Consider the following 16,903-nt stretch of genomic DNA (forward strand, 5'->3'; position numbering starts at 1 on the left):
CAACGGTTTTGAAACGGACCTTATCTTGATTATAACATTTCAAAAGGGAAAAGCCGAACCGTTCAACCGGGTGGAAATTACCCCCATTCGGAAGGATTTAGAAATAAAGAATATACACAACAACCGCAAGCAAAATCCGGTAAATGGCAAACGGAACCAGCTTAATACGGTTGATCAGCTTCAGGAAGAAGCGGATGGAAATCAAAGCAAACAGAAACGCGCTCAGAAAACCGACAACAAAAAACGGCAAGGAATCCATGGTGAAATACTCCCAGTTCTTGAACAGTGAAAGAATGCTTGCCCCCAGCATAATCGGCACAGCCATGATGAAGGTGAAATCGGCTGCCGCGCGGTGGCTCATACCAAGCAGAACGCCTCCCGAAATTGTCGAACCCGATCTGGAGAAACCCGGCCACAGTGATAGACATTGAACGAGCCCGATCATTAAAGCTTGTCTGTATGTGATTTGGTCTACCGATTGAATTCGCGGAACAGCCGGAGCGAAGCGATCGGCGGCAATCATCAGGATGGCGCCCAGCACCAGCCCAATCAGCACTGTTTTGGTGGAAAACAGATGGTCGTCAATATAGTTCTCCGTCAACACTCCTAAAATGCCCGCAGGAATCAAGCCGACAATGACCTGCGACAATTTCAGACGTTGTCCGGGGACAGTCCCCGTCTCTGGCTGACTGGACTTCCGCAGCCCCAACAAATCCATAAACCGGCCCCAAAAAATAATGACAACGGCTAGTATGGAGCCCAGTTGAATAACAATTTTAAATGTATTTGCCACATATTTGGTCAAAAATTCCTCAGATTTGAGCCACATATCATCAACGATAATCATATGTCCCGTCGAAGAGACAGGGGCGAATTCCGTCATCCCTTCCACCAGGCCTAGCAGCAATGCTTTAAAAAATTGAATAAAATCCATAAATGCGTATCCACTCCCGTTCCATTAAGCTTAACTCTCGCAAGTTTTTTCTTTCATCTCTATTGATCAGCACTTTTTCCCCATCCTATTTATAACGTACGAAAGTGCAAAAAAGTTTTCATCAGTTGATGCGATTAAACCCCTCGTGATTCAAGGCAACATTTTCGTTCCCGGCTAGAGCCTATACGCCGGTATTTATAGGCAAGGCTCTGCCTGAAAGATAGTATAATGGGATAGATATCCATTGCGAAACCAAGGAGGCCAGCGCTTGTGAATCATTTTTTCAACGCGAAACCGGATGGAGTTTTCCTCGCTTTTTCTCTATCCCATCTATTCGCGCTGCTTGTTTTCGTTTTGTCTGTCATTGTGCTCTTCCTGCTGCGCCACTGGTTCCAGTCCGGTAGGCGGAGCCGATGGGGCCGTTACGGTCTGGCCGCCCTTTTGATCCTTTGCGAAGCTTCCTTGAACATATGGTATGCGGCAGAGGGAGTCTATCGGGTTAAAAGCACATTGCCGCTTGAGCTATGCAGCATCTCCTTGTATCTGTGTATCCTGATGCTGCTTACCAGAAGCCAACGGCTGTTTCAAATTGCTTATTTCACCGGAATTGGGGGGGCAATACAGGCTCTGCTCACGCCTGTGCTCTATTACGGCTACCCGCATTTTCGTTTTATCGAATTTTTCACCGCCCACATCGTTATTATTCTTTCCGTGCTGTATATGGTCTGGGTGGAAGGTTTCCGGCCAACGATGAAGTCAATCGCCATTACGATGGCTTTTCTGAATGTGCTGCTTGTTATTGTCCTGCTCGTTAATAACCTGACCGGGGGAAACTATATGTTTCTCACCGGTAAACCGGAGACCGCTTCCTTACTGGATTTTCTTGGCCCTTATCCTTGGTACCTCCTGTCGCTGGAAGCGGCTGCTGTCGTGATGTTCCTGATTCTGTACCTGCCATTTGCCTTCAAGGATACCAAAGAAACAAAAACCGGCTGATATCCACCTGCAAGAATGGGAATCGTACCACTATGCGTTTGACACACTGTCAGGTCATGCTATCCTTTAAGAGAACATGGCAATTAATCTCAACGGTACGTCTTTCAAGCGACACAGAACGAGATACGATTTCGAAAGGATGGGAAACATGAAACTTCAATCCAAATCAGCCGTTATTACCGGCGCAGCCTCGGGAATGGGCAAAGCAATGGCGCTTTTGTTTGCACAGGAGGGCGCTTGCGTTGTCGTTGCTGATGTGAACGAAAGCGAAATTAACAGCGTCGTCGCGGAAATTACGGCCGCAGGCGGCCGGGCAGTCGGAGTCAAGTCGGATATAACCAAGGAAGAGGATGTTCAGCGGATGATCGATACGGCTGTTCAAAGCTTCGGCTCTCTTGATGTCCTGGTCAACAATGCAGGTATTATGGATAATATGGTCCCCGCTGAGAAGGTTACGGATGATCTGTGGAACAAGGTTATTGACATTAATCTGACCGGTCCGATGAGAGCCATCCGCAAATCCCTCCCGATCATGCTCCAGCAGGGCAAAGGCGTTATTGTCAATACGGCTTCGGTAGGCGGTCTTTTCGGCTCAAGGGCCGGACTGGCTTACACGGCTTCCAAGCATGGCGTTATCGGACTCACCAAGAACGTCGGGTTCCAATATGCCAAAGCCGGCATCCGCTGCAACGCTATTGCTCCGGGAGCCGTGGCTACCAATATCGGCACCACCATGCAAACCCCGGATCCGTACGGCTTGGAAAATGCAGTAGCCGGTATGGGACTGAACCGGGCAGCGCCAGCCGACCCTGCGGAAATTGCGCGCATTGCGCTGTTCCTTGCTTCCGATGATGCCAGCTATATCAATGGTACAGTCATAACCGCTGACGGAGGCTGGACAGCCTACTAAGCGAATAACCTGAACGTTTTTAACGTTTTTCAAAGAGACAGGCCGGGAACCTTAATATGGAGGTTTTCCGGCCTGTTTTTTTATAATTATTCAGGTCATTCGGGTACTTGTTCTCAGCCTTCTTCCAGATACTTGACCATCGCCGGGGTCAATCTGACCTCAACAGCCGCCAGCGCGTCGTTGACCTGCTGTGGGGTTTGGCTTCCAATGACGGGAATGACCGGGAATGGCTGGCTGGTCAAGTAACTGAGTACAATGACGGATATGGAAACGGATAATTGCCGGGATAATTCCACAGCACGGCGCAAACGGCCCAGGTTGATCTCGTTATAATAAGCTGACCTCGTTGATTCCCTTAAGGATTCTACGCCACCAGCCTCCATTTTTTGAAAAAAACCTCTGGCTTGCGAGGTGAATGCGAACAGCGCCATTCCCGTCTCTCTGTGGAAATGCTGCTCTGTTTCATCCATGATAACCATAGTGGGATCGAGGATGGCCTCCTCATTGATTTGGCCCAAATTCCACTGAATTTGACTGGCGGCAAAACCCGTGAGACCTTGAATTCGGGCATAAGCCGCTGCCTCCTCTATGCGGTCGGAGCGCCAGTTGGAACAGCCGAAATGGCGGATTTTACCATCCCGTTTCAATTGATTGAGCGTCTCAAGAATTTCGCCGACGGGTCTGCTGCGGTCATCCCGGTGCAGCCAGTATAGATCTATTTCATCCACGCCGAGCGCGGTGAGACTTTCTTCGAGATCAGCGGCGATATCCTGCGGCGACATCCGGGGGACGTCCATTGCCGACAGTCTGGGATGGGCACCTTTGGTGGATAGGAGAATTTGCTTTCGTTTGCCGCTCGTTTTCAACCAGTCACCAACTGTTTTCTCGCTCATTCCATGGCCGTCCGGAAGCCAGTCCGCATATACGCGTGCACTGTCAATCACGCTGCCGCCGCCTTCGACAAACTGGTCCATCATGCGGAAAGACTGCTCTCTGGACACGCCGGTCCCATAATCAGCTGTGCCCAATGCGATAGGCAGCATGGCTAGGTCCGTACCTTCGATTTTGATCGGATTCATCCGGTATTGCCTCCTTAATGTAACTTTCAGACTAAATTCCGCTGCGGTACCTCTCCTTTATGATTCTTTCATGATGGAGCTCATGTCCGGCAATTATATATGCCCAAGCGGAAACTGTACTTTCATGGTTTTCAGGCCATCCCTCTTCTCGCCCACGCTTCTTCTGACAATCCCTTCAGCAAGCAGATGGTGGAGCGCCTGACGATACTAAATTCCTGAATCATTTCCGACAAGGGAAGGGAATCAAAAGAAGCGGCATTTATGTAATCATCCTGGTTGCCGAGATATGGCCGATGACTTCATTCAGACTCCATTTCCCCGGTGCGTATCTGCAGGCAGGCGGATACCTTACATTCCCTCTTAACCTATCACAACCCCGCTCCGAATTCAAAAGCAATTTGCAGGCCGATAGCGAGCTTTCATCCGGCTCTTCGTGCACGCATACCTGACAGTGGACTCATTCCCACTGTAAATTCCAAAAAAAAGACTGCCGGAGTGGCAGTCTTGACGCTTGTCCATCATTATTTGGCATAAGCTTTATGGTGAAAACCAGTAATATACCGGAATAAAATTTCGCCGTCCACAGGCAAATCGCTCCCCTGCTTAAACCATCTGTACATCGCCCGGTAAGGTTCAGGCACCCACCTGTAGGAATGGACATATTCCGTGGGGGTGAACCCGCAATTCCCCCAGAACCGGACCCGCTCTGCGTTCACTGGTGAACCATCGGCTTCGACTTCAATGAGCATCCCTTCCAGTCCTTGTTCCTCCATTGCCCAGCGGGAAACCGCATCTACAAACGCCACTCCGATTCCTTGTCCGCGAAGGTCCTCACGGACCGTCAGATAGTCAATCAGCAATACCCGGCCATCATCGCTAATCCCGGTGATCGCCATCGCAGCAACCTGCTGCCCCAACTGACCCATATGGAGCATGCCAATTCGCCGCTCGAACATCCGCTTGATAACGGCGTCTGATTTCCGTCCTTCCTGTGGAAAAGCCTGATGGTAGAGCCGCCGGGCTTCTGGCCATAATTCATGATTCAAGTTCTCCGTGGATGTAAGGACCAACTGTTCCGTACCGGCACCCCCGCTCTGCAATCATTATTCCTTCCTCCCTTTATTAGAGGAGAAGCACCAATTTACCAATCACATGCCGTTTCGACAGCCGAGTCAATGCATCTGGAAGCTGTTCCATTGTGATAATCTCACTCATCATCGACTTGATCTTCTTCTCCAGCATAAGAGCCATAAATTCGTCCGCCATCGCTGCCAGTTCTTCCTCCGCCTCCCGGATTCCCGAACCGTGTGCCCCGCCAAGCATCAATTTGTGCAGCGTAAACGACTTGGTGGACGGCTGAAAATCCGCCACGATTTCGGGCGCGCCCGCAATACAGGCCAGCTGCCCGCCAAATTTCAGAACGTTTAAATCCTCCTGAGCCGTTGCGCGGTTAAGGGAGTTTAAAATGAGATCAACGCCTGAACCTCCAGTAATTTCTTTGACTCTGCTGTAGACATCCTCTTTATTATAATCAATGCCAATGTCGGCACCAAGATCTTTCACATGCTCCATGCTTTTCTGGGACGCCGTGGTCAGAATGATGGATGCCCCGGCAAGTTTGGCCAGTTGAATGGCATATCCGCCTACCCCTCCTGCGCCGGCATGTATGAGAATCGATTGACCCTCACGAATATGCATTTTGCGAAATAATGCTTGATACGCCGTTAATCCGGCGCAGGGGAACGCCGCAGCCTCTACGAAAGAGATGCCTTCCGGAATGCGGGCTACCGTATGGGCCGTAGTCACGCTGTACTCAGCGAATCCTCCCGGCCTTGCGAGATCCCCATGATAGACGACGCGGTCGCCAATCTGCCACTTAGAGACACCTTCACCCAGTTCCACGACTTCCCCGGCAACATCGACACCCGGCACAAAGGGATACACCCATGCGGGATGGCCGTTCAGCGCGACTTTGTAATCAACCGGATTCAGACCCGAAGCAATCACCTTCACCTTAATCTCGCCTGGACCGGCCACTGGGTCTGCCAGTTCCGTAAACTCCAGCGATTCCGGCTTCCCCGGTCTGTTCCATACTAATGCTTTCATAAGAAATACCTCCCCTGCTGTTGGGCTTTATGTAGCTGACTTCAAGTATAAGGCAAAAACAGGACCTGTGCAGGCCCTGTCTCCAAAATATTGGGAAAAACTTGCCGTTCTTACCGCTGAAGCAAACAAAACTTCGTACCGGCTCTTTCTCGCATTCCCTGCTCTGATTTCGCGTTTTTCCGGCTTCACAAATGATTTGCCTTGCAGGAAATAGCCGTATACTCTCCGTATTCGTTATTACACCCTATCCCGTTATTCTAACCAGTTTTTCAGTTCCAAATCAAGAATATGAGGATTAGGGTTATACAGCTGCCGGGATGAAGCACACAGTTTTTCAAAAAAAACTGTCCGGCATAAGCGCGGGCGGCTGTAATGAATGGCGATTTAAGGGATATACTGCTGTACGATACGAACAACCTTCCCGCCCTGAATCGTCAGGTGGTACGGAAATGAACTCAAATCCACAATATGCTTATCCCCGTAGATAGCCATGAATTTACTTACCGGAATCGTCTCATTCCAGGCTGGCTGAAGATCATCAAGCAGCCCGCTATGATCATAAATCTGCATGACGATCTGGGCATCGGGATCGAGTTCCAGCGTTCTCAGTTGGGGATCGGAGTTGATCACATAATAACCGTCAGGAGCGCCGTCCAGACCGGAATCAGGCTCATCCTTGAGAAAAGCTTCATCGGCGGCCGCTCCTTCCAGCCATTGAATATAATCGGCGGTTAACAGCAGCTTCCCGTCTTTGTAATCGATATGATTAACAAACGCCGTCTGCATGTCAGTTGACTGCGGAACCGGTTCATAGCGGCCGTTGCCTACGGCGTTAGCGTTCGTAATGGAAAAGGCCAGACTGGCTACGAGGACTGCTGCACAAAAGGATAATTTTTTCAATTCAAGCCACTCCCTATAAGGTTCTTCTTTATATCCCTACTATAAACGAGATGTGGCTCCAAATTGTTTCGAAAAGGTTACAATCTATAAACGATTAATTAAGCGCGTAATAACTGCTTAAGGCTTGCAGAAGTCCAAGCGGATTTTTCCTTAAATCCTTGGCGCTGAAGAATACTTCACCGCTTACTTCCTTGACCTGCGCATTGAATGTCAACTGATCAATGATCTCATTGGCGCTTTGCCAACCTGCTTCGGAAGTTCCCAGCTTATAAGGAGAATGTCCGATATAAAGCTTCACATCGGTGCCTCTGACTTCATCCGACCACCAATTCACCAATGTTCCGTATGGAGCGGCCGTAAATGAGAAACTCCAGTAAATTTGAGGTACAACATAATCGATCCATTCCTTTTTGATCCATGTCCGCACATCTGCGTACATACTGTCATAAGCGGTTACGCCTGCCTTCGTATCTGAGCCGGTCGCATCCATGGCTTTATTGCGCCATACGCCAAAGGGGCTGATGCCGAATTGGACCTGAGGTTTTGCACTGTGTATGGACACTCCCAGCTGCTGCACGAATTCATTGATATTATCGCGCCGCCAGTCAGCCAGCTTGGCAATCCTGTTGCTGTTATAGGTCCGGAAAGTCACATCGTCGCCGAACGTACCGCCGGAAGGATAGAAATAATCATCCAGATGGATTCCGTCCACATCGTATTGCCTGACTACTTCCATGATCGTGTCGATGATATGCTGCCTCGCCTGGGGAATGCCGGGATTAATATAGAGCTTGTCGCCGGATTTGACGATCCACTCCGGATGCTGCTTCACCACGTGATTGCTGGCCAGTTTGCTTGTTGTCGTATCGGTGCTCGCCCGGAAAGGATTAAACCACGCATGAAACTCCATTCCCCGTTTATGCGTTTCGCCGATCATAAAAGCCAGCGGATCATAGTCCGGCGCTTTCCCGCTTGTCCCGGTCAGATAAGTTGACCATGGCACAAGTGAAGAGTTGTATAAAGCATCTGCGGCAGGCCGCACTTGTACAAACACGGCATTCATGCCCATATCCTGCAGCTCATCCAGCAGCTTGATGAATTCATCCTGCTGCCTGACTTTATTTCCGTATGAGCCCGCAGACGGCCAATCCAGATTGTATACCGTGGATACCCAGGTACCCCGAAGGCCTGCGCTGCTGCCATTGTTTCCGTTACCGCTGTCAACAGGAGGCAGAGGGAGCGTTGGATCGACAGGCGGCGAGGGAGCGACCGGATCAACGGGCTCGACAGGATCCACGGGCAAAGCCAGGCTGTTGCTAAGCAGTGTAATCGAATATGCTTTTTGGTTCCAGTTCACCTGCAGCCCGAGCTGCTCGCCGACGAATCGCAGCGGCACCATTACTCTTCCCTGCTTTACCGTTACGGTCGTGCCTAATTTGACCTTGTTCTCATTCACAAGCGCGTAGGTTTGACCTGCGGTCATCTTGATCATAGTCTCCGGCCAACTGATCGTCACACTTTTGGTAAGTTGTTCCCAATCTACAGACGCGCCCAGTCCTTCGCTGATAACCCGCAAAGGAACCAAGGTTGTATCTGCTTTTGGGACAATATAAGGGGAAACATCGCTTTTAATTTGCTGACCGTCCAAAAAAATGGATATGCTTTTGGGGGTCTCGGCACTCACCGATGGAGCGGCCGCTTGCGACCACAAAACAACAAACAGCAAAACTGCCAAACACTTGCGTAGGGTCATTACAAAATCCTCCATCATCTCTTTATGCTCATCTTCTTTGCATATATATGGACGCTTCATAATGGAAATTGTTGCTTTATATTTTTTCATTTTCGTGAAAACAAGGCCTTGGTCCCATAAAAGCTCCTAAATTCCAATGAGTTTCAGAACAGGAATTGCCAATTCAGGTCAACAAAAAAAGACCTCCGTAAGAGGTCTTTAACCTGCTATTTATTCGAGTGTATTTAAGCACCGGCTAGTAAAGCATGCATGTCTTCATTACTTCTTTCAAAGCTCAGCACTTCTTCTGCCAGAATGTCGCGTCGGTCAGGCTTTGTAAACGCTTTACCTTTCAAGTAATAGCCGTTTTCTCTGGCCAAGGCATAAAAGGAACAAAGCTGATTGGCAATCCGAACGGCCTGCTCTTCCGAATGAGCGGAAAAAAGCGTATTACCCGAACCGAATGGACTATTGTTGCTCTGAATGTTGACATCATATTGCCCAAGACTGTCATCTTCCTGCTTCACCGTAATGGTTGTGTTGTAGCAGTTTAATACATATCGGACTGTCATGTCATTCACCGCCTGATTCAGTTTTTTTTTCGGCTTGCCGTATTCCTTATTACACACATTGCTTCCTGTCTAACCATAAACGTATAATAAATATGAGCGAAGGGTTAATTTCACTTTGACAAAAGTGGTATAATCCATTTAGTATTACTAAGCGACTAAAGATGAAGGCAAAAATCAAATACGTGAACAGGAGATAAACATGGCGCTAAAAATTCACATTAAAGATCTTGTAGTGGTGGACAGCAATGAATCGGAAGGCCTTTACCACTTTGTAGCGACTCTGACAGACAACACCAAATGCCGGCTCATTTACAGCAAAAAACCGGACTGGGAATTAATCGGCGTTAACCGCCTGCTGACTGTACCATGCCCGATATGCCGAAAAGATTATTACTGCAACTGCATGTCCAAGCATGCTGCCGAGTTTGAGAATGAAATCAAAGAAAAAGGACTAATTACGATTTAGTCCTTTACTGGTCGCTATCGTTTCGATCCGTTTGATTTGATGGCTTTCATTCGTCAGGCTTATGATCAAATCATCCGGGTCCAATCGTGTGCGGTAAGCACTGCGGTTTTACGCTAGGCTTTGTTTAGCCCTTTATCCGCAAGCATCAGATTTTCCTTCAGCTTCCGATCCGCTCTATAATAACTTTGACGTATCAGATCGGCTGTGCCCGGCCTGTTCGTTACATCCTCCGCTCCATTGCGGCTGCTCTTCGTATGATAGATGATTTCATACAAAATCCCCATTGGCCCGCCCTCCTGTCCCACTGCCTTTTAGTGCGCCTTCGACTGATTACAGCTTTATTCTCCAGCACCGATGTGCCGTGCATTTGTTTATGTATATGACTCCATATTCATTTTAATTGATAATGATTATCAATGTCAATTAAATCGGGCTTGTTTTCCATAAAAAAAGCCGCGCAGTTTCTGCTGCGGGCTCTCCTGGAAAAGCTGTTAATCTTTTTTTTCCTTACTCTGATCGTGACCGTGATCTTCCCATCTTCTTGAGTAGGCCTTGTTTGTTACCCAGATCGTCATCCAAACCAGGATAACACCAATTAGGATAGCCGCAATCCAGACCCCTGCAGGTACTCCCATTGTCATCCTCCTTCTGCTTCTATCCGGTTAGACGGTTAGCGATTGGGAAGCGAACGCACATACCGGTCCGATAGCTCCATCATTTTCAGCACATAATCATAGTCTTTGCGGAATGCCGAGAAATCAGTCACAGGCTCAAGCGTGTCCAGCGAAGTTGCTTTACCGTCCTCGAAGCCTTTGCCGGGTACGAACAGAATGTCATTGTTGAAAAACGTTCCTGTGGGCATGTAATACCGCATCCCGAATACATTGTGATCCACATTCAACAGATCATGGCCAAATGCCGTAAATTTCTCGTCACGCAGCGAGATACCCAGCAGATTGGCGATTGTCGGCATAATATCTAGCTGCCCGCCAACTGTATTGACCACTTTGCCTTCCGTTTCTCCAGGCATATGAATGATGAATGGAATATTGAACCGGGATACCTGGTAATCGTACGTAATGCCAAGCGTCTCTTTCATAAAAGCTGGATCGTTCTTATCCGGTTGAAGACCGAAATGATCGCCGTAGATAACCAGCATGGTGTTATCCCACATCCCATTTTGCTTCAGCCCTTCGATCAGCGTACCAATCGCGTAATCCGTATAATTGACCGCAGCCAAATAATCTCCCAGCTGCGTATCCTTCAGTTTGTCGGGAATCGTCATTTTCAACCGGTCCTTCGGCACTTCGAAAGGGAAATGGCTGGACACGGTGACAAACTGGGCATAGAACGGCTTATTCTGCTTGCTTAGTTCCGACAGTTTTTCTACTCCGACCTTGTACAGCTCTTCATCCGACGGACCGAAGCTGTTGAAATGATCGTTTGTAAAAAACGGTTTGTCGTAATAATGGTTAAAATGAAGCGCCGGGTACAGCTTGTTTCTGTCCCAGAAGCCCACATTATTGACATGGAAAGTATCGGCTTCATAATTGCGATCCCGAAGCAGCCTTGGCAGACTCGGCAGCACGCGGTTTCCGTAACCGGTCGACATCGCAATTTTTCCAGTCGGATAGATGGAGGTATTGGCCATAAACTCCGCGTCGGAGGTGTTGCCTTGTCCAATTTGCTGGAAGAAATTCGGGAAATAGAAGCCCTGGTTTACCAAGCCGTTAAGGACTGGTGTAACCTCCTGACCCTCCACCGAAAGATTAACCGGAAAATTCTGAAAGGCCTCCAGTTGAAGAACGATGACATTCTTCCCTTCAGCTTTTCCAAAATATGCCGGCGCTCCGCCCGTCTGGTTTTTATGCGGATAGGAAGCCTGCAGATTGTTGATTTCGTTTATAATGTCTTCGGTGTTGCCCTCGGCAGCGATGGTGTTGTCCTTCGCAGCCTTGATCGCCGAGGAAATCTGGTAATTCAGAAACCCTTCGTTCTCCGCCTCCACAAGCTCATTTTGTATGGGCATGCCCAATTGAATGTATCTGGCGGATATCCCGACACAGACAACAAAAGTGATCAGCACGCCAATTTTCCATACGGAACGGTTGGCCGGCAGCCGTATGCCGATGGTTCTGCATACCAGCCATATAATCAATCCAGCGAGAAGATCAATAAAATATAGATAATTGCTGATTTGAATAGTCGATTGGACGCTCGTTTTGATTTCCAGCACCTGTGGAAGATCATAAAGCGCCGTATAGGTTGCTACTGAGCCGAAATGGGAGAAATATAATGTCGCCGCAAACAAAGTAAGCGAAAAAAGGAAATTAAACGCCCCGTACACGATTGTCTTGGCTCTCAGTGGAATAACAAGCTCAATAACACTCAGGATTACCAGAATGGACGCGGCATCCGTTATCAGCCGGGACCAAGCGATTTCACCAAAGAAGAAGCTGCGCAGCAAAATCATTTTCAACAATAACAGAACGAATAGGATATAAAATAGAGGGATTCGACGCCGCCTGTCTTCCTGAAAGCTCAGCGTAAATTCTTTTTTCCTAAACAAAGCCTTTCGCACGAAAAACCCAGATCCTTTCCTAAGTAAATGAATGCCCAACCTTCAGTATACCATTTACGGCCGGGCTCTTCTACAAGGGGTGACGCGGATCATCTTCATCTTCCTATGATTTGGTTTATAGCCGGCCGTGTTTCAACTGAATACCGCAACAAAGCCGGACTGCTTGAGTCCGACTTTGTTGCATAAAGTGGAATTTATCTTGTTTCTCTGTGCAAGGTCTGTTTTTTCAGCCGCGGGCAATATTTGCGAAGCTCCAGCCGCTCGGGGTGATTGCGTTTGTTTTTGGTTGTAGTATAGTTGCGGTCCCCGGTCTCCGTGCAGGCAAGTGTAACAACAACTCTCATAGCGCTCAACCTTTCATCCTTTATCGGATTTAATTTAAGTTTTAGACAACAGCCGTGTCCTCACCAGATGGCAAGAGGTTGGGCAGGCCGTCGTGAAAGCCGCTCCAGTCCTGTTCAAGCTCCTCCTCCGTCAGCAAACATTCGTCTAGGGTCGAGATAATCTGCTCCCTATCCATCTCAATGCCGATAAATACAATTTTGTTGATCCGGTCCCCATAGGTCTCGTCCCAGCCGGAGAGCAGCTCCTGATCTTCGATCAGAGCAGCTTGCCGTTCTTCCTCCGGCAGCGCAGCAACCCAATACCCCGCTGGCCCGAACTGGACGGATGGTCCGGCCTGGCTGATACTCTGGGCGATATCATGACGCGAGGACACCCACATCATTCCTTTCGCCCGCACAACATCAACCGGCCAGTTTTCCATCCAGCTAAGCAGCCGGTTGGGGTGAAGCGGTTTGGCGAGTTCGTAGACAAAGGATGAGATGCCGTATTCTTCCGTCTCCGGCGTATGGGCCGGCTTGGCCATTTCCTTTATCCAACCCGCCGAGACGCTGGCTTCGTCAAAATTGAATAAGCCGGTATGGAGAATTTCTCCGGGATCGATCCTTCCCTGACTCGACCGGATCAGTCGGGCCCGGGGCTGCAGCTTGCGCAGCAGCGCTTCCAGCTCTTCCAGCTCCTCATCATCCACCAGATCGCATTTGTTCAGGATAAGCACATCGCAGAATTCAATCTGGTCGATCAGCAAATCGACCACGTCGCGACCGTCGTCTTCTCCTACCGCCTGACGGCGCTCTAGCAGCGTCTCGCCAGAGGAAAAATCGTGCCAGAACCGGTAGGCATCCACTACGGTTACCATGCAATCCAGCTTGCAAAACCGGGTTAAATCAATTCCCTGTTCCTCATCCATGTAACTGAACGTTTGCGCGACCGGGACCGGCTCACCGACACCCGTCGATTCGATCAGTATATAATCGAAGCGGTTGTCCCTGGCTAGCCGTTCCACTTCCTGGAGCAAGTCCTCCCGCAGCGTGCAGCAGATGCAGCCATTGGACATTTCCACCAGCTTCTCGTCGGTCCTGGAGAGGCCGCCACCGCTCTGAATGAGTGCGGCATCGATATTTATTTCGCTCAAATCATTTACGATAACCGCTACCTTCAAGCCGCTGCGATTGTTCAGCACATGGTTCAATACCGTCGTTTTGCCAGCCCCCAAATAACCACTTAACACGGTTACGGGAATTTTGGTTTGCATCATCAATGGAATGTTGTCCTTTCTTTTACGTAATTATTACGATAAAATCTCAAAAAAATGAGCCTTATTCATGTAATGCTTTTTTGAGCGCTTCAAGATTTTTATTCATGACTGCAATATAATCCATTTCTTGGGCGGTTTCTTCCTCCGTCAGCCCTTCAAGCGGGTTCAGCACATCGGTTTTTGCGCCGATCTCATCAGCGATGGTTTGGGCGACCTTTGGTTCCACCAGCGTTTCGAAGAAAATGGTTTTCATTTGATTCTTTTTGGCAAACTCCACCACTCCGGCCATCTTCTCGGGAGACGGCTCCTCGTCCGGGGACAAACCGGCTATCGGGATCTGCGTTAATCCATACTCCTTGGCCAAATAGCCGAAAGCCGCATGCTGGGTAACAAATTCTTTGCGTTTGGGATTCTCAAGCCCTTTTCTGAACGCTTCATCCAAATCCTGCAGCCTGGCTATGTAAGCTTCGGCATTCTTCTTATAGTCCGCTTCATGGGCAGGATCTGCCTGCACCAATGCTCGCTGGATAGCTGCCACCTCCTGCTGGGCAAGAACGGGAGACAACCATACATGGGGATCCAAAACGTGGCCATCCTCATGTGCATGATTATGATCATGGTCCTCATCCCTTCCCCCTTCCCCTTCTTCTTCCACTATCATGCTTTCCATCAGCTCAATCCCACTACTGGCCTCGACCACAATACGTTGCTGACTGCCTGCACTGTCCAGTGCATCCTGCACCCATTCCTCCACCAGGCCATTGTAAACAAACACATCGGCTTCTTGAATCTGAACCATATCTTTGGCGCTTGGCTCCCAATCATGCGGCTCTGTGCCGGAGGGTATAAGCCCAATAACCTCCGCGTGACTGCCAGCCACCTGACGGCTGAATTCCGCCATCGGATAAAAGGTGGCGACGATCTTAAGCTTGTTGCCGCTTCCAGCCTCTTCAATATTCGCTCCGTTTGCAGCTTTTTCGCCGCTCACAGCAGAATCGTTCTTTAAACTGTTTTCCGCCTCGTTCGATATGCTCCCGCAGCCCGTAAGCAGCAGTGCTGTTACCGCAGTCAGTGCCAGCCATTTACTCATCCTGAATCTCATTTTAATTTCCTCCTTGTTATTATCAAAAATTTTTTTCGCCTCACAGTTAACAGCCTTCCGGCTTTCTACTGAGGAGCCGAATCGTTGGAGAAACGGGACTGCTGGGAAATCCCAACCGGTCTCTTTGCTTTCCTGTCCCTGCTTCTTCTTCTGGCAATGGAAACGGCGATTTTCTTGATGCCGATCCCGACAAGCAGGATCAACAGCAGGACAAGCGCAATCGTCCCCCCGGGGGGTGTGCTGAATGCGTAAGAAGCGGTAAGCCCTGAGAAGACCCCGGTCAGGCCGATAATCATCGCGAAGATCAGTGTCGCCGAGAAATTTGGGGCGATACGGATTGCCAGAGAAGCCGGGAGAATAACCAGGGAAGATACAAGCAGTACGCCGACGATCGGCATGGCTGCCGCGACTATCATGCCTGTCAGTACACTAAAGCCCAGTGACAGCCATTTTACCGGAAGGCCGCCAGTTCTGGCTGTTTCTTCATCGAACGCCATCAGGTAAAGCGGTCTCCGGCAGAGATAAAGAAACAGTCCTGCGGCAAAGGCGACTGCGCCTATTAATTGCAATTCCGTGCTGCTTACTGCAACCACTGATCCGAACAAATAAGAAGTGAAGCTTTTGTTCACGCCCTGGTTAAGGCTCATTAATACAACCGCGCTGGATAATCCCCCGACCATAATAATGGCGATCGAGATCTCGCTGTAGGTTTTATAGAAATGTCTAACATATTCCACTGCTACCGCGCCGATAACAGCCACCGCAAATCCGGTCAGGGATGGATTCAGATGCAAGTAGGTGCCGCCAGCGACGCCGGCGAGCGAAACATGTGAAAGCATGTCGGCTATCAGCGCCTGCCTGCGGAGCAGCAGATAAACACCAAGCGCCGAAGCAGCAAGGGCAATTAGCCCACCGGCATAAAATGCCCGCTGCATGAAGTCGTAGTGCAGCATTCCCATCCCCCATCCTCCTTTCGGACAAGCTCGATGATCCGATCCAGATAAGGACTTGCCTCCTGCAAGCCGTGTGTCACCATAACAACTGTCCTCCCGTATGTCCTGACTTGATGTCGCAGCAATTCATATAGGCCGATACGGCTCTCCTGATCCATGCCGGTTGCAGGCTCATCCAATACCAGCAAATCCGGTTCCTGCGCCAGTGCTCTGGCCAGACAGATCCTCTGCTTCTGTCCGCCCGACAGCTCCCCGATCTTCCGCCGTCGCTGCTCCCACATGCCGACCTGGCGGAGTGCATGCTCTGTACACCTATGATCTTCAGCCTTCAGGCTGCGCAGCCAGGAGCCGTGAACATATCGCCCGGAACGGACAAATTCCAGAATTGTGCTGGGAAACCCGCTGTTGAAAGCGGCAATTTGCTGTGGAACATAGCCAATGACCAGATTCTTTCCATCCGGATTAACAGCAGACTTATGAACGCCGCCTTCCCATGGGCGTAGCAGGCCCAGCAGCAGCTTAAGCAGCGTTGTTTTTGCAGCGCCGTTTGGCCCGGTCACAGCCACCCACTCACCCGAGTAGATTTCCACAGTTACATCTTCCAGACAAGGCACGTCTGTATACCCGAACCTGACTTCTTCCATTACCGCAAGCAGCATATTAGCATCCCTCCCGATCTCATGACGATCCATCATTTATATGTAAATATTACTATTATATGACAGACAGCGAAAAAGAACCCGTGCGACCCACGCAAATCGAACCGCCATATCCCGATGGAATCCCTGCTCCGCGCGCAGCTTAGCTCACGGTAGAGCGACATGTGTTGGCAGTCAACCACACACACCCTATCCCGGGTTTATTCGTAATATTTACTATATGAAGTCTAACAGCTCCTCCCCCGCTCGTCAATGCCGTTTTTTTGAGCAATCGTACAAATGATAAAAAAAAGCTGACTCCCTTCTTTTAAGG

At 49.4% G+C, this 16,903-nt stretch carries 18 protein-coding genes and 1 pseudogene; 3 read left to right on the plus strand and 16 right to left on the minus strand.

Annotation, left to right across the window (positions count from 1 at the left end):
• Positions 1–97 precede the first annotated feature (97 nt).
• On the minus strand, positions 98–934 hold the full coding sequence (locus IEY46_RS12645; protein ID WP_188992363.1) for an undecaprenyl-diphosphate phosphatase: 837 nt from the start codon (positions 932–934) through the stop codon (positions 98–100).
• 270 nt (positions 935–1,204) lie between these two features.
• Here IEY46_RS12645 and IEY46_RS12650 point away from each other — a divergent pair, with 270 nt between their 5' ends.
• Together IEY46_RS12650 and IEY46_RS12655 are read left to right on the plus strand one after the other, a co-directional pair.
• Complete coding sequence (locus IEY46_RS12650; RefSeq protein WP_188992364.1) at positions 1,205–1,930, plus strand: YwaF family protein; 726 nt, start codon at positions 1,205–1,207, stop codon at positions 1,928–1,930.
• A 148-nt stretch (positions 1,931–2,078) separates the two neighbouring features.
• The gene (locus IEY46_RS12655; protein WP_188992365.1) at positions 2,079–2,840 is read left to right on the plus strand and encodes an SDR family oxidoreductase; all 762 of its coding nucleotides are present in this window, start codon (positions 2,079–2,081) and stop codon (positions 2,838–2,840) included.
• Positions 2,841–2,953: 113 nt separating this feature from the next.
• On the opposite strand, the gene IEY46_RS12660 is transcribed toward IEY46_RS12655, so the two are convergent.
• The 7 genes and pseudogenes from IEY46_RS12660 to IEY46_RS12685 all read right to left on the minus strand — a co-directional run bounded on the left by IEY46_RS12660 (position 2,954) and on the right by IEY46_RS12685 (position 9,229).
• Positions 2,954–3,919, minus strand: coding sequence for an aldo/keto reductase (locus tag IEY46_RS12660; protein WP_188992366.1), 966 nt, complete (start codon positions 3,917–3,919; stop codon positions 2,954–2,956).
• 31 nt (positions 3,920–3,950) lie between these two features.
• A pseudogene (locus IEY46_RS37035) lies at positions 3,951–4,122 on the minus strand (DinB family protein); the annotation flags it as partial.
• Between the two features lie 318 nt (positions 4,123–4,440).
• A complete protein-coding gene (locus IEY46_RS12665; protein ID WP_188992367.1) occupies positions 4,441–5,019 on the minus strand; it encodes a GNAT family N-acetyltransferase in 579 nt (192 codons plus the stop codon).
• A gap of 22 nt (positions 5,020–5,041) precedes the next feature.
• Positions 5,042–6,025, minus strand: coding sequence for a zinc-binding dehydrogenase (locus tag IEY46_RS12670; RefSeq protein WP_188992368.1), 984 nt, complete (start codon positions 6,023–6,025; stop codon positions 5,042–5,044).
• 384 nt (positions 6,026–6,409) lie between these two features.
• Positions 6,410–6,925, minus strand: coding sequence for a hypothetical protein (locus tag IEY46_RS12675; RefSeq protein ID WP_188992369.1), 516 nt, complete (start codon positions 6,923–6,925; stop codon positions 6,410–6,412).
• A gap of 94 nt (positions 6,926–7,019) precedes the next feature.
• Positions 7,020–8,678, minus strand: coding sequence for a family 10 glycosylhydrolase (locus tag IEY46_RS12680; protein ID WP_188992370.1), 1,659 nt, complete (start codon positions 8,676–8,678; stop codon positions 7,020–7,022).
• A gap of 224 nt (positions 8,679–8,902) precedes the next feature.
• Positions 8,903–9,229, minus strand: coding sequence for a hypothetical protein (locus IEY46_RS12685; RefSeq protein ID WP_188992371.1), 327 nt, complete (start codon positions 9,227–9,229; stop codon positions 8,903–8,905).
• A 199-nt stretch (positions 9,230–9,428) separates the two neighbouring features.
• On the opposite strand from IEY46_RS12685, the gene IEY46_RS12690 reads away from it, so the two are divergent.
• Positions 9,429–9,695: a hypothetical protein gene (locus tag IEY46_RS12690; RefSeq protein ID WP_188992372.1), complete on the plus strand. Its 267-nt coding sequence runs from the start codon at positions 9,429–9,431 to the stop codon at positions 9,693–9,695.
• Between the two features lie 113 nt (positions 9,696–9,808).
• Here the strand turns inward: IEY46_RS12690 and IEY46_RS12695 are convergent, their stop codons facing one another.
• The 8 genes from IEY46_RS12695 to IEY46_RS12730 all read right to left on the minus strand — a co-directional run bounded on the left by IEY46_RS12695 (position 9,809) and on the right by IEY46_RS12730 (position 16,590).
• Positions 9,809–9,979, minus strand: coding sequence for a hypothetical protein (locus IEY46_RS12695; protein WP_188992373.1), 171 nt, complete (start codon positions 9,977–9,979; stop codon positions 9,809–9,811).
• Between the two features lie 207 nt (positions 9,980–10,186).
• Entirely contained in the window at positions 10,187–10,330 is a 144-nt protein-coding gene (locus IEY46_RS12700; RefSeq protein WP_188992374.1) for a hypothetical protein, read from the minus strand.
• Positions 10,331–10,365: 35 nt separating this feature from the next.
• A complete protein-coding gene (locus tag IEY46_RS12705; protein ID WP_308422793.1) occupies positions 10,366–12,276 on the minus strand; it encodes an LTA synthase family protein in 1,911 nt (636 codons plus the stop codon).
• 194 nt (positions 12,277–12,470) lie between these two features.
• Positions 12,471–12,620: a 50S ribosomal protein L33 gene (rpmG, locus tag IEY46_RS12710; RefSeq protein ID WP_188992375.1), complete on the minus strand. Its 150-nt coding sequence runs from the start codon at positions 12,618–12,620 to the stop codon at positions 12,471–12,473.
• Positions 12,621–12,661: 41 nt separating this feature from the next.
• The gene (locus IEY46_RS12715; protein ID WP_188992376.1) at positions 12,662–13,876 is read right to left on the minus strand and encodes a GTP-binding protein; all 1,215 of its coding nucleotides are present in this window, start codon (positions 13,874–13,876) and stop codon (positions 12,662–12,664) included.
• Between the two features lie 61 nt (positions 13,877–13,937).
• A complete protein-coding gene (locus tag IEY46_RS12720; protein ID WP_229750274.1) occupies positions 13,938–14,978 on the minus strand; it encodes a metal ABC transporter substrate-binding protein in 1,041 nt (346 codons plus the stop codon).
• A 65-nt stretch (positions 14,979–15,043) separates the two neighbouring features.
• Positions 15,044–15,937 carry a metal ABC transporter permease gene (locus tag IEY46_RS12725; RefSeq protein ID WP_188992377.1) on the minus strand — a complete coding sequence of 298 codons (894 nt, stop codon included), beginning with the start codon at positions 15,935–15,937 and terminating at the stop codon, positions 15,044–15,046.
• Complete coding sequence (locus tag IEY46_RS12730; protein WP_188992378.1) at positions 15,883–16,590, minus strand: metal ABC transporter ATP-binding protein; 708 nt, start codon at positions 16,588–16,590, stop codon at positions 15,883–15,885. Before IEY46_RS12730 ends, IEY46_RS12725 begins: the two co-directional genes overlap by 55 nt.
• Positions 16,591–16,903: the final 313 nt, after the last annotated feature.

The organism is Paenibacillus nasutitermitis, from assembly GCF_014641075.1.
Taxonomy (GTDB): domain Bacteria; phylum Bacillota; class Bacilli; order Paenibacillales; family Paenibacillaceae; genus Paenibacillus_Z; species Paenibacillus_Z nasutitermitis.

Coding starts and splice junctions, on each gene's coding strand:
- IEY46_RS12645 (WP_188992363.1), bottom strand. CDS start 934: ATGGATTTTATTCAATTTTTTAAAGCATTGCTGCTAGGCCTGGTGGAA.
- IEY46_RS12655 (WP_188992365.1), top strand. CDS start 2,079: ATGAAACTTCAATCCAAATCAGCCGTTATTACCGGCGCAGCCTCGGGA.
- IEY46_RS12660 (WP_188992366.1), bottom strand. CDS start 3,919: ATGAATCCGATCAAAATCGAAGGTACGGACCTAGCCATGCTGCCTATC.
- IEY46_RS12670 (WP_188992368.1), bottom strand. CDS start 6,025: ATGAAAGCATTAGTATGGAACAGACCGGGGAAGCCGGAATCGCTGGAG.
- IEY46_RS12680 (WP_188992370.1), bottom strand. CDS start 8,678: ATGACCCTACGCAAGTGTTTGGCAGTTTTGCTGTTTGTTGTTTTGTGG.
- IEY46_RS12685 (WP_188992371.1), bottom strand. CDS start 9,229: ATGACAGTCCGATATGTATTAAACTGCTACAACACAACCATTACGGTG.
- IEY46_RS12690 (WP_188992372.1), top strand. CDS start 9,429: ATGGCGCTAAAAATTCACATTAAAGATCTTGTAGTGGTGGACAGCAAT.
- IEY46_RS12695 (WP_188992373.1), bottom strand. CDS start 9,979: ATGGGGATTTTGTATGAAATCATCTATCATACGAAGAGCAGCCGCAAT.
- IEY46_RS12700 (WP_188992374.1), bottom strand. CDS start 10,330: ATGGGAGTACCTGCAGGGGTCTGGATTGCGGCTATCCTAATTGGTGTT.
- rpmG (WP_188992375.1), bottom strand. CDS start 12,620: ATGAGAGTTGTTGTTACACTTGCCTGCACGGAGACCGGGGACCGCAAC.
- IEY46_RS12715 (WP_188992376.1), bottom strand. CDS start 13,876: ATGATGCAAACCAAAATTCCCGTAACCGTGTTAAGTGGTTATTTGGGG.
- IEY46_RS12720 (WP_229750274.1), bottom strand. CDS start 14,978: ATGAGATTCAGGATGAGTAAATGGCTGGCACTGACTGCGGTAACAGCA.
- IEY46_RS12725 (WP_188992377.1), bottom strand. CDS start 15,937: ATGGGAATGCTGCACTACGACTTCATGCAGCGGGCATTTTATGCCGGT.
- IEY46_RS12730 (WP_188992378.1), bottom strand. CDS start 16,590: ATGCTGCTTGCGGTAATGGAAGAAGTCAGGTTCGGGTATACAGACGTG.